This window comes from Desulfobacteraceae bacterium (assembly GCA_022340425.1).
Classification (GTDB): domain Bacteria; phylum Desulfobacterota; class Desulfobacteria; order Desulfobacterales; family JAABRJ01; genus JAABRJ01.
Map to the genome: position 1 here is coordinate 61621 of JAJDNY010000135.1, position 18027 is coordinate 79647.

General features: G+C 65.1%; 16 protein-coding genes. 6 read left to right on the top strand and 10 right to left on the bottom strand.

Going from position 1 to position 18027, the window contains the following annotated elements; all coding sequences use genetic code 11:
- Positions 1-219: 219 nt before the first annotated feature.
- A complete protein-coding gene (locus tag LJE63_11560; protein MCG6907242.1) occupies positions 220-630 on the top strand; it encodes a VOC family protein in 411 nt (136 codons plus the stop codon).
- Here LJE63_11560 and LJE63_11565 read toward each other — a convergent pair.
- The 5 genes from LJE63_11565 to LJE63_11585 all read right to left on the bottom strand — a co-directional run bounded on the left by LJE63_11565 (position 615) and on the right by LJE63_11585 (position 6283).
- Positions 615-1742, bottom strand: coding sequence for an osmoprotectant NAGGN system M42 family peptidase (locus tag LJE63_11565; protein ID MCG6907243.1), 1128 nt, complete (start codon positions 1740-1742; stop codon positions 615-617). The genes LJE63_11560 and LJE63_11565 overlap by 16 nt on opposite strands.
- 4 nt (positions 1743-1746) lie before the next feature.
- Positions 1747-3507, bottom strand: coding sequence for an N-acetylglutaminylglutamine synthetase (ngg, locus tag LJE63_11570; GenBank protein ID MCG6907244.1), 1761 nt, complete (start codon positions 3505-3507; stop codon positions 1747-1749).
- Between the two features lie 117 nt (positions 3508-3624).
- Complete coding sequence (locus tag LJE63_11575; GenBank protein ID MCG6907245.1) at positions 3625-5397, bottom strand: N-acetylglutaminylglutamine amidotransferase; 1773 nt, start codon at positions 5395-5397, stop codon at positions 3625-3627.
- A 179-nt stretch (positions 5398-5576) separates the two neighbouring features.
- Entirely contained in the window at positions 5577-5867 is a 291-nt protein-coding gene (locus LJE63_11580; GenBank protein MCG6907246.1) for a hypothetical protein, read from the bottom strand.
- Positions 5868-5911: 44 nt separating this feature from the next.
- Positions 5912-6283, bottom strand: a complete 372-nt coding sequence (locus tag LJE63_11585) for a response regulator transcription factor (protein ID MCG6907247.1) — start codon at positions 6281-6283, stop codon at positions 5912-5914.
- A 495-nt stretch (positions 6284-6778) separates the two neighbouring features.
- On the opposite strand from LJE63_11585, the gene LJE63_11590 reads away from it, so the two are divergent.
- Positions 6779-7960 (top strand): PAS domain S-box protein, encoded by a 1182-nt coding sequence (locus LJE63_11590; protein ID MCG6907248.1) that lies wholly within the window; start codon positions 6779-6781, stop codon positions 7958-7960.
- A gap of 36 nt (positions 7961-7996) precedes the next feature.
- Here the strand turns inward: LJE63_11590 and LJE63_11595 are convergent, their stop codons facing one another.
- Positions 7997-8662, bottom strand: a complete 666-nt coding sequence (locus tag LJE63_11595; protein ID MCG6907249.1) for a response regulator transcription factor — start codon at positions 8660-8662, stop codon at positions 7997-7999.
- Between the two features lie 385 nt (positions 8663-9047).
- Here LJE63_11595 and LJE63_11600 point away from each other — a divergent pair, with 385 nt between their 5' ends.
- On the top strand, positions 9048-10190 hold the full coding sequence (locus LJE63_11600; GenBank protein ID MCG6907250.1) for a mechanosensitive ion channel family protein: 1143 nt from the start codon (positions 9048-9050) through the stop codon (positions 10188-10190).
- 24 nt (positions 10191-10214) lie between these two features.
- Positions 10215-11141 (top strand): DUF1566 domain-containing protein, encoded by a 927-nt coding sequence (locus LJE63_11605; GenBank protein ID MCG6907251.1) that lies wholly within the window; start codon positions 10215-10217, stop codon positions 11139-11141.
- A gap of 46 nt (positions 11142-11187) precedes the next feature.
- Here LJE63_11605 and LJE63_11610 read toward each other — a convergent pair whose 3' ends face one another.
- Entirely contained in the window at positions 11188-11487 is a 300-nt protein-coding gene (locus LJE63_11610; GenBank protein ID MCG6907252.1) for a hypothetical protein, read from the bottom strand.
- A 575-nt stretch (positions 11488-12062) separates the two neighbouring features.
- Between LJE63_11610 and LJE63_11615 the strand changes: the two genes are divergently transcribed.
- Complete coding sequence (locus LJE63_11615; GenBank protein MCG6907253.1) at positions 12063-13685, top strand: YdiU family protein; 1623 nt, start codon at positions 12063-12065, stop codon at positions 13683-13685.
- Positions 13686-13730: 45 nt separating this feature from the next.
- Here LJE63_11615 and LJE63_11620 read toward each other — a convergent pair whose 3' ends face one another.
- The 3 genes from LJE63_11620 to LJE63_11630 form a co-directional block, all read right to left on the bottom strand.
- The gene (locus LJE63_11620; protein ID MCG6907254.1) at positions 13731-14114 is read right to left on the bottom strand and encodes a DUF2784 domain-containing protein; all 384 of its coding nucleotides are present in this window, start codon (positions 14112-14114) and stop codon (positions 13731-13733) included.
- A 37-nt stretch (positions 14115-14151) separates the two neighbouring features.
- Positions 14152-15087 carry an alpha/beta fold hydrolase gene (locus LJE63_11625; GenBank protein ID MCG6907255.1) on the bottom strand — a complete coding sequence of 312 codons (936 nt, stop codon included), beginning with the start codon at positions 15085-15087 and terminating at the stop codon, positions 14152-14154.
- A gap of 204 nt (positions 15088-15291) precedes the next feature.
- Positions 15292-16107 (bottom strand): lipase family protein, encoded by an 816-nt coding sequence (locus LJE63_11630; protein MCG6907256.1) that lies wholly within the window; start codon positions 16105-16107, stop codon positions 15292-15294.
- A gap of 250 nt (positions 16108-16357) precedes the next feature.
- Between LJE63_11630 and LJE63_11635 the strand changes: the two genes are divergently transcribed.
- The gene (locus tag LJE63_11635) at positions 16358-17893 is read left to right on the top strand and encodes a radical SAM protein (protein MCG6907257.1); all 1536 of its coding nucleotides are present in this window, start codon (positions 16358-16360) and stop codon (positions 17891-17893) included.
- Positions 17894-18027: the final 134 nt, after the last annotated feature.

Here is an 18027-nt window from a genome sequence, read left to right on the forward strand (position 1 = left end):
TTTCTCCTCCTTTGGGTCTAAGCTATCGCGGGTTTTTATCCTTACTGTAAAAGAAAGCGTGCTTCTGAACCATCGTCCTTACGCTCTTCATTACACTGGAGGAAAAGTTTTGCCAATTAGATACACGAATGAAAAGTCAGAAGGGGTTTAGAAATTTCAAGCACCATTCGTCACATCTTATCCTGCCGCGGACCCGAACCCCGGAGGACAGAGCCGGCCATGCAGCCAGATCCCAAGACCACCAACATCATCCTGTATTGCCGCAAGTGGGGCCCCACGGTCCGCTTCTACCGTGAACAGCTGGGCCTGAGCGTGACCTTCGCCAGCGACTGGTTCGTGGAGTTTCGCCTGAATGCCCTTTCCAGGTTGAGCATCGCCGACGAAAAACGCGCCACCGTTAAAGGCTGCGGGAGCAGGGGGGTCACCTTGGCGCTGGAGGTGGAGGAGATTGCGACCCTGCGGGAATCCGCCCTGAAAAGCGGGCTGGCGCCGACGGCAATCCGCAGCCATCCCTGGGGCGCCTGGGTGTTTTACCTTTTCGATCCCGAGGGGCACCGGCTGGAGTTTTGGCAGGCGCGGGCTTTCGATGAGGGGGCAGGCCCGCAAAAGCGCGGTCAGGTTTTGATCTGAATGATCCCGCGGGTCGGCTGATGGGGAAAGTCTTCCAGGGGGGCCAGATCGTCCTTGTCCCGCAGAAAGGTCGGCTCGCTTTGCAGGTAGTGCACGATGGCCGCGGCCACCGCCCTCAGGGATGCCATGCGGGTGCGCTCGTAGCCGTGGGAGCCGTCGACGCCGAAGCAGACCAGCGCCGTGCGGGTATCGTTGCCGGCCTCGATCGCCGAGGCGGAGTCGCTGCGGTAGAAGCGGAACACGTCTTTGGCATAGGCGAGGTGGTTGTCCTGGCAGATTCTGACCAGCTTGCGGCTGAGGTGATAATCGAAGGGGCCGCTCTGGTCCATCATCCCGATGGTCACGCCGTCCTCCAGGGCATTTTGGCCCGGGGCCAGCGGGGCGTGGTCGATCACCACCATCTCGGCCACATCGACGCAGACCGCCGCCGAGGCGCCGTTGCCGACCTCTTCGAAAACCGTGAAAATCAGGTGGCAATCCACGGGCAGCGCGGCTCCTGCATCGCGGATGGCCTTGGCGGCGGTCAGTAAGACCGCCACGCCCGCCTTGTCGTCCAGGTGCCGGGCGTTGATGAACCCGTTGGGCGTGATTTCAGGCAGGGCGTCGAAGGCCACGAAATCCCCGACCGAAAAGCCGGCCGCTTGCAGCCCGGCCCGCGATCGGGCGGGGACGTCCACCCGGATTTCGATGTGATCCCAGCCGGTGGGTTGGCTGTCCACCGCGTCGCCGAAAACATGTCCGGATGCCTTAAGGGGCAGAACGGTTCCCCGCTGCGGGCCGCCGGGCGTGAAGACGGTCACCCGCCCGCCCTCCGCGAATCGGCTGGACCAGGTCCCGATGGGGGCAAGCCCCAGCCGTCCGTTTTCTTTCAGCCGGCTGACCATGGCCCCCAAGGTGTCCAGGTGCGCCGTCACGGCGCGATCCAGAAGCTTCCCCTTGCCCCGCAGGGTCGCCCGGATGGCGCCCCGCCGGGTGACGTTGACCTCCAGCCCCAGGCGCTGGAGCTTCTGGCCGACAAAATGGACGATCTGGTCGGAGTACCCCGAGGGGCTGGGAATGTTCAGCAAGGCCAGCAGGGTTTCCTGCAGGTAGGCAGGGTCGATCGCTATCATCGGCTCAGGCCTGCCTCGCCGGCTGGCCGGTGGCCGCGGTCTGGGGAAAGAGAAAGTCGATAAAGCGCTCGGCTGTCGGCTGCGGCTCGTGGTTCGCCAGCCCGGGGCGCTCGTTGGCTTCGATGATCCAGTAATCCGGGCGGCTCCGGTCGGGCACGATGAGATCCAGCCCGGTGACCGGAATCTTGAGGGCCCGCGCGGCTTGCTCGCCCACCGCGGCCAGTGCCGGGTGAATCTCGCCGGTGACATCGGTGATGGTGCCTCCCGTGTGCAGGTTGGCGGTTTTGCGCAGCGGAATTTTTTCCTCCGCCGGGGGTACGTCCTCCAGGCCGTGGCCGCTTAGCCGCAGGCAGCGCTTGGTTTCAGCGTCCAGCGGCAGACGCCCTTCGCCGCCCGTCGCGGCCGCCCGCCGCCGGTTGTACTTTTCGATCAAGGTGCGCACGCTGTGCTGCCCCGTGCCGACGATTACCGGCGGCCGGCGCACGGCGGCGGCCACCATCCGGTAATCGATCACGATCAGCCGCAGGTCCTCCCCGGCGACCAATTCCTCCAGGACAACATCCGGACAGTAGCGGCGGGCGCGCCCGATGGCCTGTTCCAGATCCGCCTCGGTCCTGAGATCGACGCTGATGCCGTCCCCCTGCTCGCCGCTGGCCGGCTTGACCACCAGGCGCCCCAGGGCGGCGAGAACATTGCGGTTCTGCTCGGGCTTTCCGGCGGGGTGCTGCCGGGGGACTTTCAGGCCGGCCGTCCTCAGGACCCGATGGGTGACCCGCTTGTCGTCGCATCGGCTCATGGCTACGGCCGAGGTCTGATCGCTCAGGGATTCCCGGCAGGCAACTGTGCGGCCGCCCAGGGTCAAGTCGAAATAGCCGTACTCGGCGTCCACGACCCTGACCCCGATCCCGCGGCGCTGGGCCTCCTTGACGATGATGGCCGCATAGGGGTTGAGCTGGGCCGCCGGGGAGGCGCCGGTGTATAGGGGTTCGTTGATGGGGTTCTTGCGTTTGACGCAGAAGACCGGGACCCGCTGGAAACCCATTTTTTCATACAGGGCGATGGCCTCGGCGTTGTCGTGGAGGACCGAAAGATCCAGGTAGGCCCTTCCGCGGGTCAGGTAGTGGCCGGCCAGATGACGCACCAGGGCCTCTCCCACCCCCGGGGCCTGGGTTTGGGGATCCACCGCCAGGCACCAGAGGCTGGCGCCGTTTTCGGGGTCGGCAAAGGCCTCGGTGTGGTCCACCCCGGTTACGGTGCCGACGATCCGGCCGTCCCCACGCGACTCCGCAACCAGGTAGGTCCGTTTGCGGGAGGCGCTGTGGGCGAGAAGGAACGTGGGATCACAGCCGACCATCTGGCGGGTGGCATACAGGCGGTTGATCTCCTCGGCGTCTTTGCGCGAATGCAGCCTGCGGATCGTGAAAGCTCCCGAGCGCGGGCTGCGCGGCTGGTATTCGTGCAACCACAGGCGGTAGGCGTGGGAGGGATCCAGGAAGAAGCGGTCCGGCCCCATCGCGAGCAGTACGTGGGGGTCGCGCAGGTAGAAGGTGATGTCGCGCTTGCCCGCGGTCTCCCGCTCCATTGCGGCGCAGAGCGTCTTTTGGGAGCGGAAGGTGTGGCCGAAAATGATCCGCCCCCAGCCCATCTCGATCGTTGCATTGGCGCTCATCTGGGCGGCTTTGGGTCCCTGGGGGAGCTTCTCGTTGCGCAGTGTGAAGCCCGTCATGCGCTGCAGTCGGTCGCGCAGCTCGTTGGGTCGTTCCATTTGCTGCCTCCTGACGGATGCGAACATCCTGGCGTATCGCGGGGGTCAGCTGTCGACCCCCGGCGTGGTCTGTTTTGGCATCATTTGGGTGCGAGGCGTGCCGGTCAATGGGCCGCGTCACAGTCCCTGGGCGGCCAGCCAGTAGCTTAGGACCGCCATTTGCCAAATCTTCGAGCCCCGCAGTGGGGTGAAGTGGTCCTCCGGCTCGGCCAGCAGACGGTTGACGTGCTGGGGATTGAAAAGCGCGCGCGCACGGCTTCGCGGGGACAGCAGGGCCTCCTGCACAAAGGCCAGATAGTCCCCCTGGAGGTGTTTGAGGGCCGGCACCGGGAAATAGCCCTTGGGGCGGTCGATCACCTCCGAGGGGATGATGCCGCGGGCGGCCTCCTTCAGGACGTGCTTGCCGTCGCCCGCGACCTTGAATCGGGCGGGAATGCGGGCGGCGAGTTCCACCACCTCATGGTCCAGAAAAGGCACGCGGGCCTCCAGCCCCCAGGCCATGGTCATGTTGTCCACCCGCTTGACAGGGTCCTCCACCAGCATCACCGTCGTGTCGATCCGCAGGGCCTTGTCGATGGCCCGGGGAGCGCCGGCAGTCGCGAAGTGCCCCGCCACAAAAGCGGTGCTGTAATCGTCTTTCAGAAACTGCGGGTCCACCGCCGCCGCGTATTCCGCATGGGTGCGGTCGAAAAAATGACCAGCATAGTCTTCAAGCGCCGCGCTGCTGGTCATCAGGGGCGGATACCAGTGATAGCCGCCGAATATTTCGTCGGCCCCCTGACCGCTTTGGACCACCTTGACGTGCCGGGCGACGGCCCGGCTCAACAGGTAAAAGCCGATGCAGTCGTGGCTGACCATCGGTTCGCTCATCGCAGTGATGCAGTCGTCGATGGATGCGAGAACATCCGCCGCCTGGGCTTCGATGCGGTGGTGACGGGTGCCGAAGTGATCGGCCACGCGGTCGGAATAGCGAAACTCGTTACCCGCCTCGCCGTTGACGGCATCGAATCCGATGGAGAAGGTCGTCAGGTCCCTCTGGCCCAGCTCGGCCAGCAGCCCCACCACCAGGCTGGAATCCACCCCCCCGGAGAGCAGTACCCCCACCGGCACATCGGCCGTGAGCCGCCGCTTGACCGAACGCCGCAGCGCCCGCCGGACCAGGGCTTGCCATTGGGCGAGATCATAGCCGCGCTCCTCCGGGCGGGGGCCAAAATTCAAGCTCCAGTAAGGTTTTGTCTCGATGCCGCCCCGGGCATCGATGGTCATGGTCTCCCCCGGCGGCAGTTTGCGGACGGAGCTGAGGATCGTGCGGGGGGCCGGCACCACCGAGTGAAAGGTCATGTAATGGTGCAGGGCCACCGGGTCGATGTCGCCCGCAACATCCCCGCCGGCGATCAGTGCGGGCAGGGAGGAGGCGAACCGAAACTCATCCGGCCCCTGCCGGTAGTAGAGCGGCTTGATGCCCAGGCGATCACGGGTCAGGAACAGGCGGCCGCTGTCGCGCTCGTAGATGGCGAAGGCGAACATGCCGTTCAAGCGCCGCACGCAGTCCTGACCCCAGGCATGATAGGCTTTGAGGATCACCTCGGTGTCGCCGGTCGAGAAAAACCGGTAGCCCCTGTCTTCCAGCGTTTTGCGCAGCGCTGCAAAGTTGTAAATGGCGCCGTTGAAGATGATGCTCAGGCCCAGCTGGCTGTCGACCATGGGCTGCTGGGCCCGCTCGCTCAGGTCGATGATCTTGAGGCGCCGGTGCCCCATAGCAACGGGGCCCTGAACGAAAATCCCCTGGGCATCCGGCCCGCGCCGCTTCAGGGAGGCGGTCATTTTCTCCACGCAGCGCGCGGAGGAACCGATACCGCTGAATTTCATTTGACCGCAAATGCCACACATAAATGGTCTTGTCGTCCTTTCCGTTTCGGGTTGCCTTTTTTCCGGGTCTTGGGCCGCACCGGCCGCTGTTTCCCGATGGTGCGCCGCATCCAGCCCTCACCGCAGGGCGCGCGATCAGCAGCACACCCCGCGGCAGGCGCCGCAGCGCAGGCCGGAGAGCGGCGTGCTCGGCCCTGGTCTCAGGTCTTGAACTTCGCGGTCGCCTCCTCGAGGGCCGATTTCATGTCGTTCAGCGCCGTTTCAACCCCGGCTTTGAGCTCTGCAAAGGCATCTTCCCCGGCGGATTTCAGGTCGCTCAGTTTGTTTTCAACCTGCGCTTTGCGATCCTGGAGTTGGTCGATCTGGCGATCGAGCTCGATCCGGACCTTGGCGTCGCCCTGTTTGGCCTGCGCCTTGAGCTGCTGGATTTGGGCGACGATCTCCTCGAGCTTGGCCTCTGCCAGTTGCTGGTATTGTTCCTTTGACGTCATGAGGGTTCTCCTTTAATCCTTGCGTTTGGGTTTGTCGTTTGCTGTCAACAGGCCGCGGCGACGATGGTGGCGATGGTGCTGCCTTTCGAGGCCGCCTTGGAAATAAAATGATCCGCCCCGCGGGCCAAGGCCGCCTCGCGGTATTCCGGCAGGTCGTAGCTGGTCAGAACCACGATCATCGCTGCGGGGTGGGCTTCGCGGATCCGCTGCAGCAGATCCAGGACGCGGCAGCCCGGGAGGTCGATATCGGTGAATATCAGGCCGGGGCGATGCCGTTCCACCTTGCGGATGGCGTCCTCACCGCTATGCGCTTCCAGGATTGCAACCCCCGGACAGCGGCGCGCGATCGTTTCCCTGACCGCGCGTCGAAAGGCCCGGTGGCTGTCAACCAGTAGTATTTCCTGAAGAGCGCCCATGCATCATGACCCTGGCGGCGGCCGGTATTCAAATAAGCGGCCACGATCCTCATGGGGGCAGCGTGTGCGCCCGCCTTGCCGAAGCGGTTTTGCGGCAGTAGATCCGCCCCTTTCGACGGTTCGGCAGGTCCGCCACGGGAATGCCGGCCCGCTGCCCTGTGACGTCCTGATTGAAACCTTACTGCATTCGGTGGGCGGCTTGAATATGGTCTGCGACCCATTTGATCGCCTTCTGCGAGGTATTTCGGGTTGTGCAGCCACCTCCCCGGCCTTTTTTGGAACGTCTCAGTCCGCCGATGCTTCAGGGTGGTCCAGCGGCTCACCGGGTGGTGTCCAACCCAGCGGCTTTTCCCCCGGGGCGCGATGTGCTATGTGCCCGGATGATAAGGTTGCCCGACATGCCGGGCAGCGCTGCCGACGATGGGCCGCCCAGGGTCGATTATCCCCTTGGCGGCAGTCCCCCGGATGCAAGCCAAAAGCCCGAAAGATCGCGCCATGTCCGACCTCATGCTCATCGCCGTTTGCAACGCGCTTCTGGACCCGGTGGTGATCGTCGACCCCGCCGGGGGCATCGTGGCGGCCAACCCGGCGCTCTGCAATCTGCTGGGCTACGGCGCCGGGGAAGTCCGGGGCCGGGATATCGGCCATCTGGCGCCCCCTCATCGCCGTCGCGAACAGGCCCTGCAGCTGCGGCAATCTCTGGAGGGCGCCAAGATCGTAGCGATCTCCTCGGAATTGCAGACCCGGGACGGGTTGCTGATCCCGGTCCTGCAAACCCTTTCCCCTTTTCGAGCCCGGGATGGGGCCGACCCTTTGGTGGTCTGGACCTTTACCCAATCCAGGGCGCCGGACCCCTCCATTGAGCGCCTGAACCTCATTCTGGAAAGTCAGGCCCACCCCCGGGAGAGCGCTTCGGATCGGCGCGACACCGCCACTCAGCCGGAAGTCTCCGGACGCCCCGGGGTGGCGAAGGCGCTTCGATTGTCGCGCGGTCAGCTGCGTCTGCTGAGCCAGAAGACTTTGGAGCTGCTGGAAAACGACCGTCAGGTGATTGCCAAGGAACTCCACGACAGCATCGGCGCCAGCCTAGCGGCCATCAAGTTCTCCCTGGAGGGGTGGCTGGAGGTTTACGGCGACCGCCTGCCGTCGCCGGAAATCCCCTTCGAGCGCATCATCGCCCACATCGTGGAGACCATCAAGGAGACCAAGCGCATATCGGCCAACCTGCGCCCGTCGACCCTGGACGACCTGGGGCTGCTGGCCACGGCCAAATGGTTTTGTCGCAATCTTTCGGGCCTCTACCAGGGAATCCGCATCACGCCCCGCTTCGAGATCAGCGAGGGACAGATCCCGGAGGCGCTTAAAATCGTTCTCTACCGCGTTATGCAGGAGGCCCTCAGCAATGCCGCCAAGCACAGCGGGGCCCAGGATGTCCAGGTGACCCTGGGCCTTCGGGAGGGGTGGCTGGAAATGACCGTCAGCGACGACGGCAGCGGGTTTGATCCGGAGCGGGTCATGGGGGCCGGGGACACCCTGAGCGGGTTCGGCATCCACAGCATGCGCCAGCGGGTCGAAATCTGCAACGGGCGCTTCGAGATCCGCAGCCGCGTGGGGCAGGGTACCCGTATTCGCGTGCGGCTGCCGCTTGAAGCCGGTGATGGCGAGGACTCCGTGTGACGGGCCGCCGGCTGCGGGGGCAGGGGGAGATGGTTTTCAGAGAGGTTTTGCGGCCACCAGCCCTTTTTCGATGGCATAGGCCGTCAGCGCCGAGGCATTGTGCAGGTCGGTTTTCTTCATGATGTTGGCCCGGTGTTTTTCGACGGTTTTGACGCTGATACTCAGAAAGGCGGCGATTTCCTTGTTGGTGTGGCCCTCGGCCAGAAGTTTCAGGACCTCGCGCTCACGCTGGGTGATCGTGTCCCAAGCGGTCTTTTTCTTCAGGTGTTTGCGGCCTTCGAGATACCCCTCCATGACGCTGTCGGCTATGCCCGGGCTGATGTAGGTCTTGCCGGTCAGGACGCTGTCGATGGCCATCATCAGCTCCCTGCGGCTGGCATCCTTGATGCAGTAGCCGTTCGCCCCGGCATCGAAAGCCTCCAACACGTACTGGTCCGATTCGTGGATCGTCAGGGCCAGGATGATCACTTCCGGAAACTGGCGTTTGACGTCTTTCATCACGCTGATGCCGCTTAGCCGGGGCATGGAGAGATCCAGCAGCAGCAGTTGCGGCCGCAGGTGCTGCACCGCGCGAATCGCCTCCAGGCCGTCGCTGGCTTCCCCCACCAGCTCCAGATCGCTGCGCACGGCGAGCATGGCTTTGAGCCCCTCGCGAAACAGCTGGTGATCTTCGGCGATGACGACTTTCGTTTTTTTGGGCATGGGCTTGGCCCTCCCCTGAATTGGACCCTTGACCCAGCCTGCGCAGCGCCGGGAACGTCAGGCCCTGCGCAAGGGGTACGGAAATGCCGCCGGCTGGTCAACGCCCCACGGCGGACCGCTTCCTCTGCGGTCAAAAGGGTATGCCAAACCCCCGGGCTTGTAAATGGGTAATTTTGCCGGGCACCCCCTTGATTTCACGGCACAAACACGACGCTTATGGCGCTTGTCTCCGGCGCCGTCCGCCTGGCCGGCCGCGCCGGTCGTAGAATGAAGGATTTTGCGACCCCGATTGGGGCTTTGGCGGCATTTCGATCCTGTCGCCGGCAGGGTAGCCTGTTGCGCCAATGTACTTTTAACCATTACCGAGGTGGAGGTCTGAACGCTTATGACGCTGTTGACGAATGGGCTGTCGCTGACGATCTGGAACAATTCTTTGAAAGCCTATCTGTTCGCCCTGGCGGCCACCGCCGGGGTGATGATGGCGCTGTGGCTGGGACGGCGGGTGATGATCCACTACTTCACCCGGCGTGCCCGCGAAAGCGGCGGTGACGGCTACGATTTCATGCTGGCAGTGGCCGAGCGGACCTTGTTTCCACTCCTGCTGGTGGTGTCACTGTATGCCGGCAAAGGGTTTTTGAGCTTCCCCGCGGGCGTGGTCTCATGGATCGAAAGCGGTGCGGTGGCCGCCGTCGTGATCCAGACGGCCATCTGGGCCAACGCCCTGGTGACCTTCTGGTTCAACCGCTATCAGAGGCAATACCGCAACCTGGACGCCGCCCGGGTCACGACCCTGCGTGCGATCAGCCTGGCCGCCCGCCTGCTGCTGATCGTGATTGCCGCCGTCCTGATTCTGGACAATTTGCCGGGGGTTGAAATCACCGCTCTGGTGGCCGGCTTGGGGATCGGCGGTATCGCCATCGCCCTGGCCGTGCAGAACATTCTCTCCGATCTTTTTGCCTCGTTGTCCATCATTCTGGACAAGCCCTTCGTGCTCGGAGACTTCATCATCGTCGACGCCCACATGGGGTCGGTGGAGTATATCGGCCTGAAAACCACCCGCCTGCGCAGCCTTTCGGGCGAGCAGCTGGTTTTTCCCAACAGCGACCTGCTCCAGAGCCGGATCCGCAACTTCAAGCGGATGGCCGAGCGGCGGGTGGTGTTCGAGTTGCAGGTGACCTATCAAACCCCTTACGAGAAGCTGGCGGCGATTCCCGACTGGATCGCGGACATCGTCGCGCGCCAGGAGCCGGTGCGCTTCGACCGGGCCCATTTCCAGGGGTTCGGCGAGTTCGCGCTGCGCTTCGAAGTCGTCTATTATGTGCTGGACGCGGACTTCAACATCTATATGGACATCCAGCAGGCCATCAATCTTGGGATAATCCAGAAGTTCCGGCAGGAAGGCGTCGCCTTTGCCTTTCCAACCCGCACCATCAGCCTCGCTGAAGGTCGGCAGGATCGGGAGAGCAGCGCCCTCCATCGCGCCAGCCCCCTGCGGGCCGGTATGGGGCACGTCATGCAGGACGGATAGGTGCGCCGGCGGGAGGATGGTTTGATGCAATTCACCTGGCAATTGGTTACCGATCAAAGGCTGTGCTACGGCGTCGGGGGGCGTGTCGTCCCCTGCCCGGGCAGCGGTCAGGATGCCGAGGGCAAGCCCCCCGGCCCCGATCCCGCCAGTCGGTTTGAGGTTCAGGGCGACACCGTGAGCGATACATGGACGGGGCTGTGCTGGTGCCGGGATGCCAATCGCTTTGAATTCCCCTTTGCCTGGGATGAGGCCGCCGAGCTGGTTGCCGAAATGAACCGATCGGGTTGGAGGGCGCGCCGGGACTGGCGGCTGCCGTCGCGACGGGAGCTGTTTTCACTGCTCAGTCATCAACACGTCAACCCTGCCCTATCCCATGGTCACCCGTTTCTGAACGTGTTCCCCGGCTATTATTGGACGGGCACGAGCTGTGGGCGGCTTCCCGACCAGGCCTGGATCATCCACCTGGGCGGCGCGCGTGTCTATCGGGACATGAAACACCGCGCCTGCTTGGTGTGGCCGGTGGCCGGTCCCCGCCATGAGAACCGCATCAGCGGCCCCCGCTTTCGCAGCCACGGCCCCCAATTTCAGGACCTGTCGACCGGGCTTTGCTGGAGGCCCGCCGCCCGCGAACCCCTTTCCTGGAAGAACGCGCTGCGCGCCGCCGCTGCCTTGAACCGCGCCGGCCCCGCCGGGCGGCCTCGCTGGCGGCTGCCCAACATTCGTGAACTGGAAAGCCTGGTGGCGCTCACCCGCCATTCGCCGGCACTGGATCCCGGCCACGGGTTCGGGGTGGTCGCCGACGGCTGCTGGTCCGGGACCACAAGCGTCTACGAGCCCAGCTATGCGTGGGTGCTCTACCCGCGGGATGGGGCGATCGGTGTGGGGTTCAAAGCCGGGGCGGAATTTTGTGCCTGGGCCGTCTCCGGCGCGGGCAGCGCCCGGATCGCATGAGGATGGCGCCGCCGCGCCCTTCTGCGACCGCCCCCGGTGCGGCCGATCAGTGGGGTCTTTCGAAGCTGTCCAGCAGCATTTCGGAGTTGTCGGCCTCGTCGGGCTTCACGCTGGGATTGGCGTTGATGATCCGCGCGCAGGCGTTCCAGCGCAGGACCGCATCCTGGTTGTGAGGGTCGCAGCTGGCCAGCGCCTGGTCGTAGGCGGCCATGGCCTTGGCCAGCCACTCATAGGCCAGGTGCCCCGCTCCGGGCCCGCCCTTTTTGAGGTGCGCCTTGCCCCGCCGTTCGCAGATGATGCCGGTGTAATAAGCCTGGCAATAGCCATCCCCGAGCTTTTTGACCACCTCCCGGGCCTTTCGAAGGTCGGTCCCAGATTGGCGTCCAGACCGTCCGTCAAGGCCAGCAGCAGGGTGATCAACGCCTCCTGGTTGTCCGTTGCGATCGCCAGAATGTCCAGGCAGATGCTCTCGGCCGCCTGGGGTTCGTTCAGCAGCCGGTATTGCCGGGCCTTGTCGATGGCGGCGGGAATGGCTTCGGGGGAAATGGTTTTCAGTGTCAACACGGCATCCTACTATGGGGATTTGAGGGGTGTGGATGGTGGCGGGCCGTTCCTGCCCGGCCCGGATTTTTCGGGTTGCTTGCTGCCATCTCCCGGATCATCGCCCGGTATTTGTTTTTCAGGCCGGAGCGGCAGTCGGGGTTCGGATTGTTTTTGCAGGTCGCGACCTCCGATAGCGTTTCTGCCCCTGCTCAGCGGCGATCGGCTTCCTCTTCGGGCGCACGTCGCGCGCCTTGCCACCGCGCCAAATGCCTGCCCCGATGGCTTGATTGCCGTGGCAGGCATCCCTACTTTAAGGCATCGCGCGACATACCCCCACCCATCCTTGGTATCGCGTTGCGTCAGAAAGGAAGTCTCGCCATGAACTACCGACCTGCAACACCCGGTAGCTTGGGTGCAATGATATTCGACAACCGCTTCACCCGCGAACTGCCCGGCGACCCTGAGACCCGTAACACCCGCCGCCAGGTGATAGGGGCGTGTTACTCGCGGGTCAAGCCGACTCCTGCGGCGGCCCCCCGGCTGGTCGCCTATTCACCGGAAGCGGCGCAGCTGCTGGATCTTTCTGAAAAGACCTGCACCTCCAGCCATTTTGCCCAGGTGTTTGCGGGCAACCGCCTGCTGACCGGGATGGACCCGCATGCGACCTGCTACGGCGGCCACCAGTTCGGCCATTGGGCCGGACAGCTGGGCGATGGGCGCGCCATCAACCTCGGCGAGGTGATCAACGGGCGCGCCCAGCGCTGGGCCCTGCAGCTCAAGGGAGCCGGCCCGACCCCCTACGCCCGCACGGCCGACGGCCTGGCCGTGCTGAGGTCCTCGATCCGCGAGTTTCTCTGCAGCGAGGCGATGTTCCACCTCGGGGTGCCCACCACCCGGGCACTGAGTCTCGTGCTGACCGGCGAGCTGGTGGAGCGCGACATGTTCTACGACGGCCATCCGCGGCGTGAGCCGGGGGCCGTGGTCTGCCGGCTGGCGCCGTCCTTCACGCGCTTCGGCAGCTTCCAGATCTTCGCCGCGCGCGGGGAGACCGGTACTCTGAGGCAGCTGCTGGACTACACCATCGAGACCGATTTCCCCGCCCTGGGCGCCCCCTCGCCGGAAGTCTACCTGCGGTGGTTCGAGGAGGTCTGTCGCAGGACCGCCGAGCTGATGGTGCACTGGATGCGGGTGGGATTCGTCCACGGGGTGATGAACACCGACAACATGTCCATCCTGGGGCTCACCATCGATTACGGCCCCTACGGGTGGCTGGAGGATTACGACCCGAACTGGACCCCCAACACCACCGACGCCGCCACCCGCCGCTACCGCTTCGGCCATCAGCCCCAGGTGGCGCTCTGGAACCTGGCCCGCCTGGCCGAGGCCCTCACGCCGCTGATCCAGCCGACGGCAGGCCTGGAGCGGGCGCTGGCGGATTATCAGAGCTGTTTCCAGCGGGGCTGGCAGAACATGATGGTCCGGAAACTGGGGCTGAAGGCCTTTGTCGCGGGCCGTGACGAGCCCCTGGTGGGTGAGCTTTTGTCCATTCTCTCCCTGGTGGAGACCGACATGACGATTTTTTTCCGGCAGCTGGCCCTCGTGTCCTGCGACCCCCAAGACGCGGCGGCGGCCGACGACGAGGCCCTGATGGCGCCCCTGATGGCGGCCTACTACCGGCCCGAGCAGCTCACCGCGGCGGTCCGCGGCCGCATCGGCCGCTGGCTGCGGGCCTACCTCCGCCGCGTCGGGCAGGACGGGACCCCCGATGCCCGCCGCAGGAAGCGCATGAACGCCGTCAACCCCAAATACGTGCTGCGCAACTACCTGGCCCAGCTGGCGATCGACAAGGCCGAAGGGGGGGATTTCGCCATGATTTCCGAGTTGCAGGACCTGCTGCGCCGCCCCTATGACGAACAGCCCGGCAAGGAAGCCTTTGCCGAAAAACGTCCCGAGTGGGCGCGTCACCGGCCCGGCTGCTCGATGCTCTCCTGCAGCTCCTGAGACCCGAGGGCAACCCCGTCCGGTCCCTTTCCCCGCTGCGTGGGCTCAGCGCCTGGCCGCCCTGCGGCGGCGCAAATGGCGCGCCGTAACCCACCCGTAAATCAGCAGGTTGCCCACCACTAGGGCGACCCCCATGGCGATCTGCAGCTTGCGGGTGAGGCCGACCGGGTAGATGATGGGCATCAGGTAGTGGTCGATAAAGCCGCCGCTGTAGCCGGCCTGGACGCCGGTGCGGCGCAGGTATTGTTCCAGCGGTGTCAACGGGCAGATCCAGCCGTTTATGACGATCAGTGCGCCCCACGCGGCGGCGGGCAGATGCAGCCAGGCCAGCCGGCCCCATTTCAGTACGGCCAATCCGCCCAGCACCACGAAGAGAATGAACCCGAGGTGCAGGACCACCAGAATGTCCGCGGCGATCCGGAAAATCACTGGCGCTCCTGATTCGCCCGGGGCGGCCGCCCGCCGGTCACCCTGCAGGCGGCGGCTTGCGGCCGACGGCGGCGGTCTTCGCCAAAAAAGCCTCGATGATGGCGATGACCTGGGAGGTGGTTTCCGGCGACAGGGCGTCTCCGGCCAGGACATGCCGACCCGGGTCGCGGTTGCCGTTGAAGGCCACTAGTCTTTTGCGCGCGGAGGCCATGGCGCCGAACTTCTTTTTAAGCTTGGCCACGCTGATCACCCGGTCTTTTTCATTGTAGAGCATCAGCACCGGCAGGACCAGGCGCCGCAGGTCGGTGGCGTTGGCGATTCGCACCAGCTCCAACATGGTGTAGAGCGCCTTCATCGGGTAGCGCACAGTCCAGAAGCGCTCCTGGGCGGGCCCGGCGGGGGTGAACTGGCGCCAGTTGCCCATGAAGATCTCGATCAGGCGCCGGCCCAGACGCCAGCGGGTCAGAAAGGTAAAGAGGTTTTTGGGGGAATAATTGGGGGAGATCAGGATCAGGGCATGGATGGCGGATAGCTGCGGGGCGTGGGCGGCCAGCCAGGTGGCCAGGGCCGCCCCGGTGGAGGTGCCGATCAGGATGATCCTGCGGCCCAGGCGGTTGCCGACGGCCAGCGCCTCCAGCCCGTCCTGCAGCCAGTCCTCGACCTTGGCCGCGGCCAGGGCGTGCCCGTCCTGGCCGTGGCCGTTTAAACGGGTATAGAAAAGGTTGGCGTCGATCTTCCGGGCTAGCAGGTCGCACAGCGGGTAGAGCTCCATGCGGCTGGCGGAAAAGCCGTGCAGGTAGACGACGGCGAAATCGGTCTTGAGCCCGGGGGAGGATCGCCAGACGATCTTTTTTTCGGTCTGGTGGCGGATTCCGGCAATCCGCGCCTCGGAGGAGGCCAGAAAGCGGTCCAGGTCTTCGGGCAGGGGGGGCAGGCAAACAGCCTCCCCGGGCGCGTGAGGCTTTGCGATCATCGATCTCGAGTCCACCGAAGGTGGGCGCGCAGGCGCGCTCTTAAGGGAAAAAGTCGCGCCACCATATCAAATCGGCGCCGGGATGGTCAACGCCAGCTTTGACGGACCGTTAAAAAGGAAAAAATCAGACAGTTTTGAAAAAAGCCCAAGTTACGGCGCGCAAATTGGGTTTTTTGCGGAACTGTTAGCTTTTGATACTAGGTGTCAGCGCCGGGCCGGCAGGGGGAGTTGGGCGGTGTAGTTGCAGGGGGCGTGCTGGGCTAGAAACTCGGGAACGCCGCCGAACAGCGCCGGCTGCTGGGCGGCGTTGGAGTGGATTTCGCCGGCATGCGCAAAGCGCAGCCGTTTGCCCACCGGGGGCAGGGTGGTGACGAGATCGTTGGGGTTGACGACGTGGAAGATTCGGGCGGGCCTCAACGCGGCGACGAAGTCGGCATCCCCCACCCGCGGGGCGCCGAAGGTGTAAACCGCCCGGGGGGGCAAGCTGGCCGCCGCCAGAATCGCCAGGGCGCCGCCCAGGCTGTGGCCGGTGTAGAAGAGTGGCTTGCGCACCCGTTGAAGCTCACCGGCCATATCCTGCCAGATGTTGCCGAAGATGGTTTTGAATCCCCGGTGCACCCGACCGCCCCCGGGCCAGGCGGCCGGGGTGGCGTCGAGGTTGAAAAGCCAGTTGGAAAGCGGGCCGTTGGTCCCCCGGAAAACCAGCACGGCAAATGCCCGCGGGTTGTCGGCCGCGGTTTCCACCAGGGCCGCCTGGGCGTGCCGGGTGTAGAAAAAGTGGTTTTCGCGCAGTCCGACCTTTTGCAGAAACGCCTGCCGCGCCGAGGAAGAGGGGCCAAGAACGGTGGGCTCGGCCCCGCCCCGGCGGTAGATCAGGCGCGAGAGTTCCGAGAGCCACCAGGCGTTGGTCGGGTTGAAGCCGGCCGCAGCGGGGTCGAAGCGCCCGGGCATGCCGTTCGCGAAAAAATCGGTCGATGCGCCGGGTCTCAGCAGCGCCTGCCAGGTGTGGTTGAAGGCCATCGGATCTCGTTCTTGCCATGGGGGTGCAAAGGGGCGTATGAATACTGGCCGCGGGGCGCTACCCGGGGCAGTCGTTCATACGGGTCCCTTTTGATTCTAAAACTCTACTCCTGGCGTCCGGAAGGGTCAACTGATTTGTGAGGATTCGGTTAAAATTTTGTTAGGCCGGGATTAGGAGGCGCCAAACGATGCGGAAGGCTTCCAGCCTGGTTTCAACCGGCCGCACCGCAACGCTTGAAAGCTCTGCCCCATGACCTCGCCAAAGTCGATCCTGCTCATCCATCCCCCGGTGGTCAAGCCCTGTGAACCGCCGGCGGGACTCGCCCGGCTGGCCCGGGCGCTGGGCGCCCGGGGGGTCGACTGCCGGGTTTTCGACGCCAATCTGGCGGGGCTTTGCGACTTGCTGGGCCGTGCGCCGGCCGCCGGCGACACCTGGTCGCGCCGGGCGCTGGCCAGTGTGGAGACCCATTTGCTGGCCCTGCGGGGCGGCGTCCTCTACAAGAGTCTCGACCGCTACAAGCGCGCGGTGATGGATACCAACCGGGTGCTGCAGCTGGCCGGCCGGGCGGCCGGGGTGGAAATCTCGCTTTCCAACTACGCCGACCCGCGGCTGTCGCCGGTGCGCAGCGGGGACCTGCTGGCGGCGGCCGAGCGCTTCGCGGAAAACCCCTTTATGGGCGGGTTGGAGAAGCCCCTGACCAACCTGCTGACGGCGCGTACGCCCGAGATCGTCGGGATTTCGGTCAATTTCATGAGCCAGGCGCTGTGCGGCTTTGCTCTGGCCGGCTGGATCAGGAAGCGCCTGCCCGCCGCCCGGATCGTCATGGGCGGCGGGCTGGTCACCTCCTGGCGGCACATCCCAGGCTTTCGCAGCCCCTTCGGCGGGCTGGTGGACGCGCTTGTCGGTGGGCCGGGGGAAGCGCCGCTGGCGGCCCTGTGCGGCGCAGAGCACCAGGAACAAGGGGAGATCGCCGGGTTTGACTACCGCCCCTTCGACTTCGGGCGCTATCTCTCCCCGGGACCGATCCTGCCCTACAGCACCGCCCGCGGCTGCTACTGGCGGCGCTGCGCTTTCTGCCCGGAGAAATCCGAAAACAGCGGCTACCACCCCAGCGACGGGAAGGCGGTTCTGGAGGAGATCGCCGGACTCAAGGCCCAGCACGCCCCCCGGCTGATCCACTTCCTGGACAACGCCCTTTCACCGCGCTTCCTCAAAAGGCTGGCGCTGAACCCGCCGGGGGTGCCCTGGTACGGGTTTACGCGCATCACCGCCGGCCTGGCGGACCCCGATTTTGCCCGGGCGCTGAGGGCCTCGGGGTGCGTCATGCTCAAACTGGGGGTGGAGTCCGGCGACCAGGCGGTGCTGGACGCCCTTGCAAAGGGAACGGACCTATCCACGGTCTCCCGGGCCCTCGAGACCCTCAAGGCGGCCGGAATCGCCACCTACATCTATCTGCTCTTCGGGACCCCGGCGGAAACCCTGGAAAGCGCCCGTCGGACGCTGGCCTTTACCCTGGCCCACGCCGGGGCCATCGATTTTCTCAACCTGGCCGTTTTCAACCTGCCGGCCCACAGCCCCGAGGCCCGGGCGCTCGTGACGCTGCCTTTCTACGAGGGCGACCTGTCGCTTTACCGCCAATTCGTCCACCCCGCCGGCTGGCAGCGCGACCGCGTGCGCCGGTTTCTCTCGGCGGAGTTCAAAAAACCGGCACCCATCCGCGCCATCCTGGGAAACGACCCGCCGTTTTTCACCTCCAACCACGCCGCGCTGTTCAACCTGGGCTGACCCCTACCCAAAGCCGGGGCGTGCCGCTGGTTTTTTGAAGCCTGGGGCCGAATGCGGTTGATCGCCGCCGGCCATCGGATGTAGTAGAGGGGCGCCGGTTGGAGTGCGGCCATCGGCTGCCGCACCAGGAACTT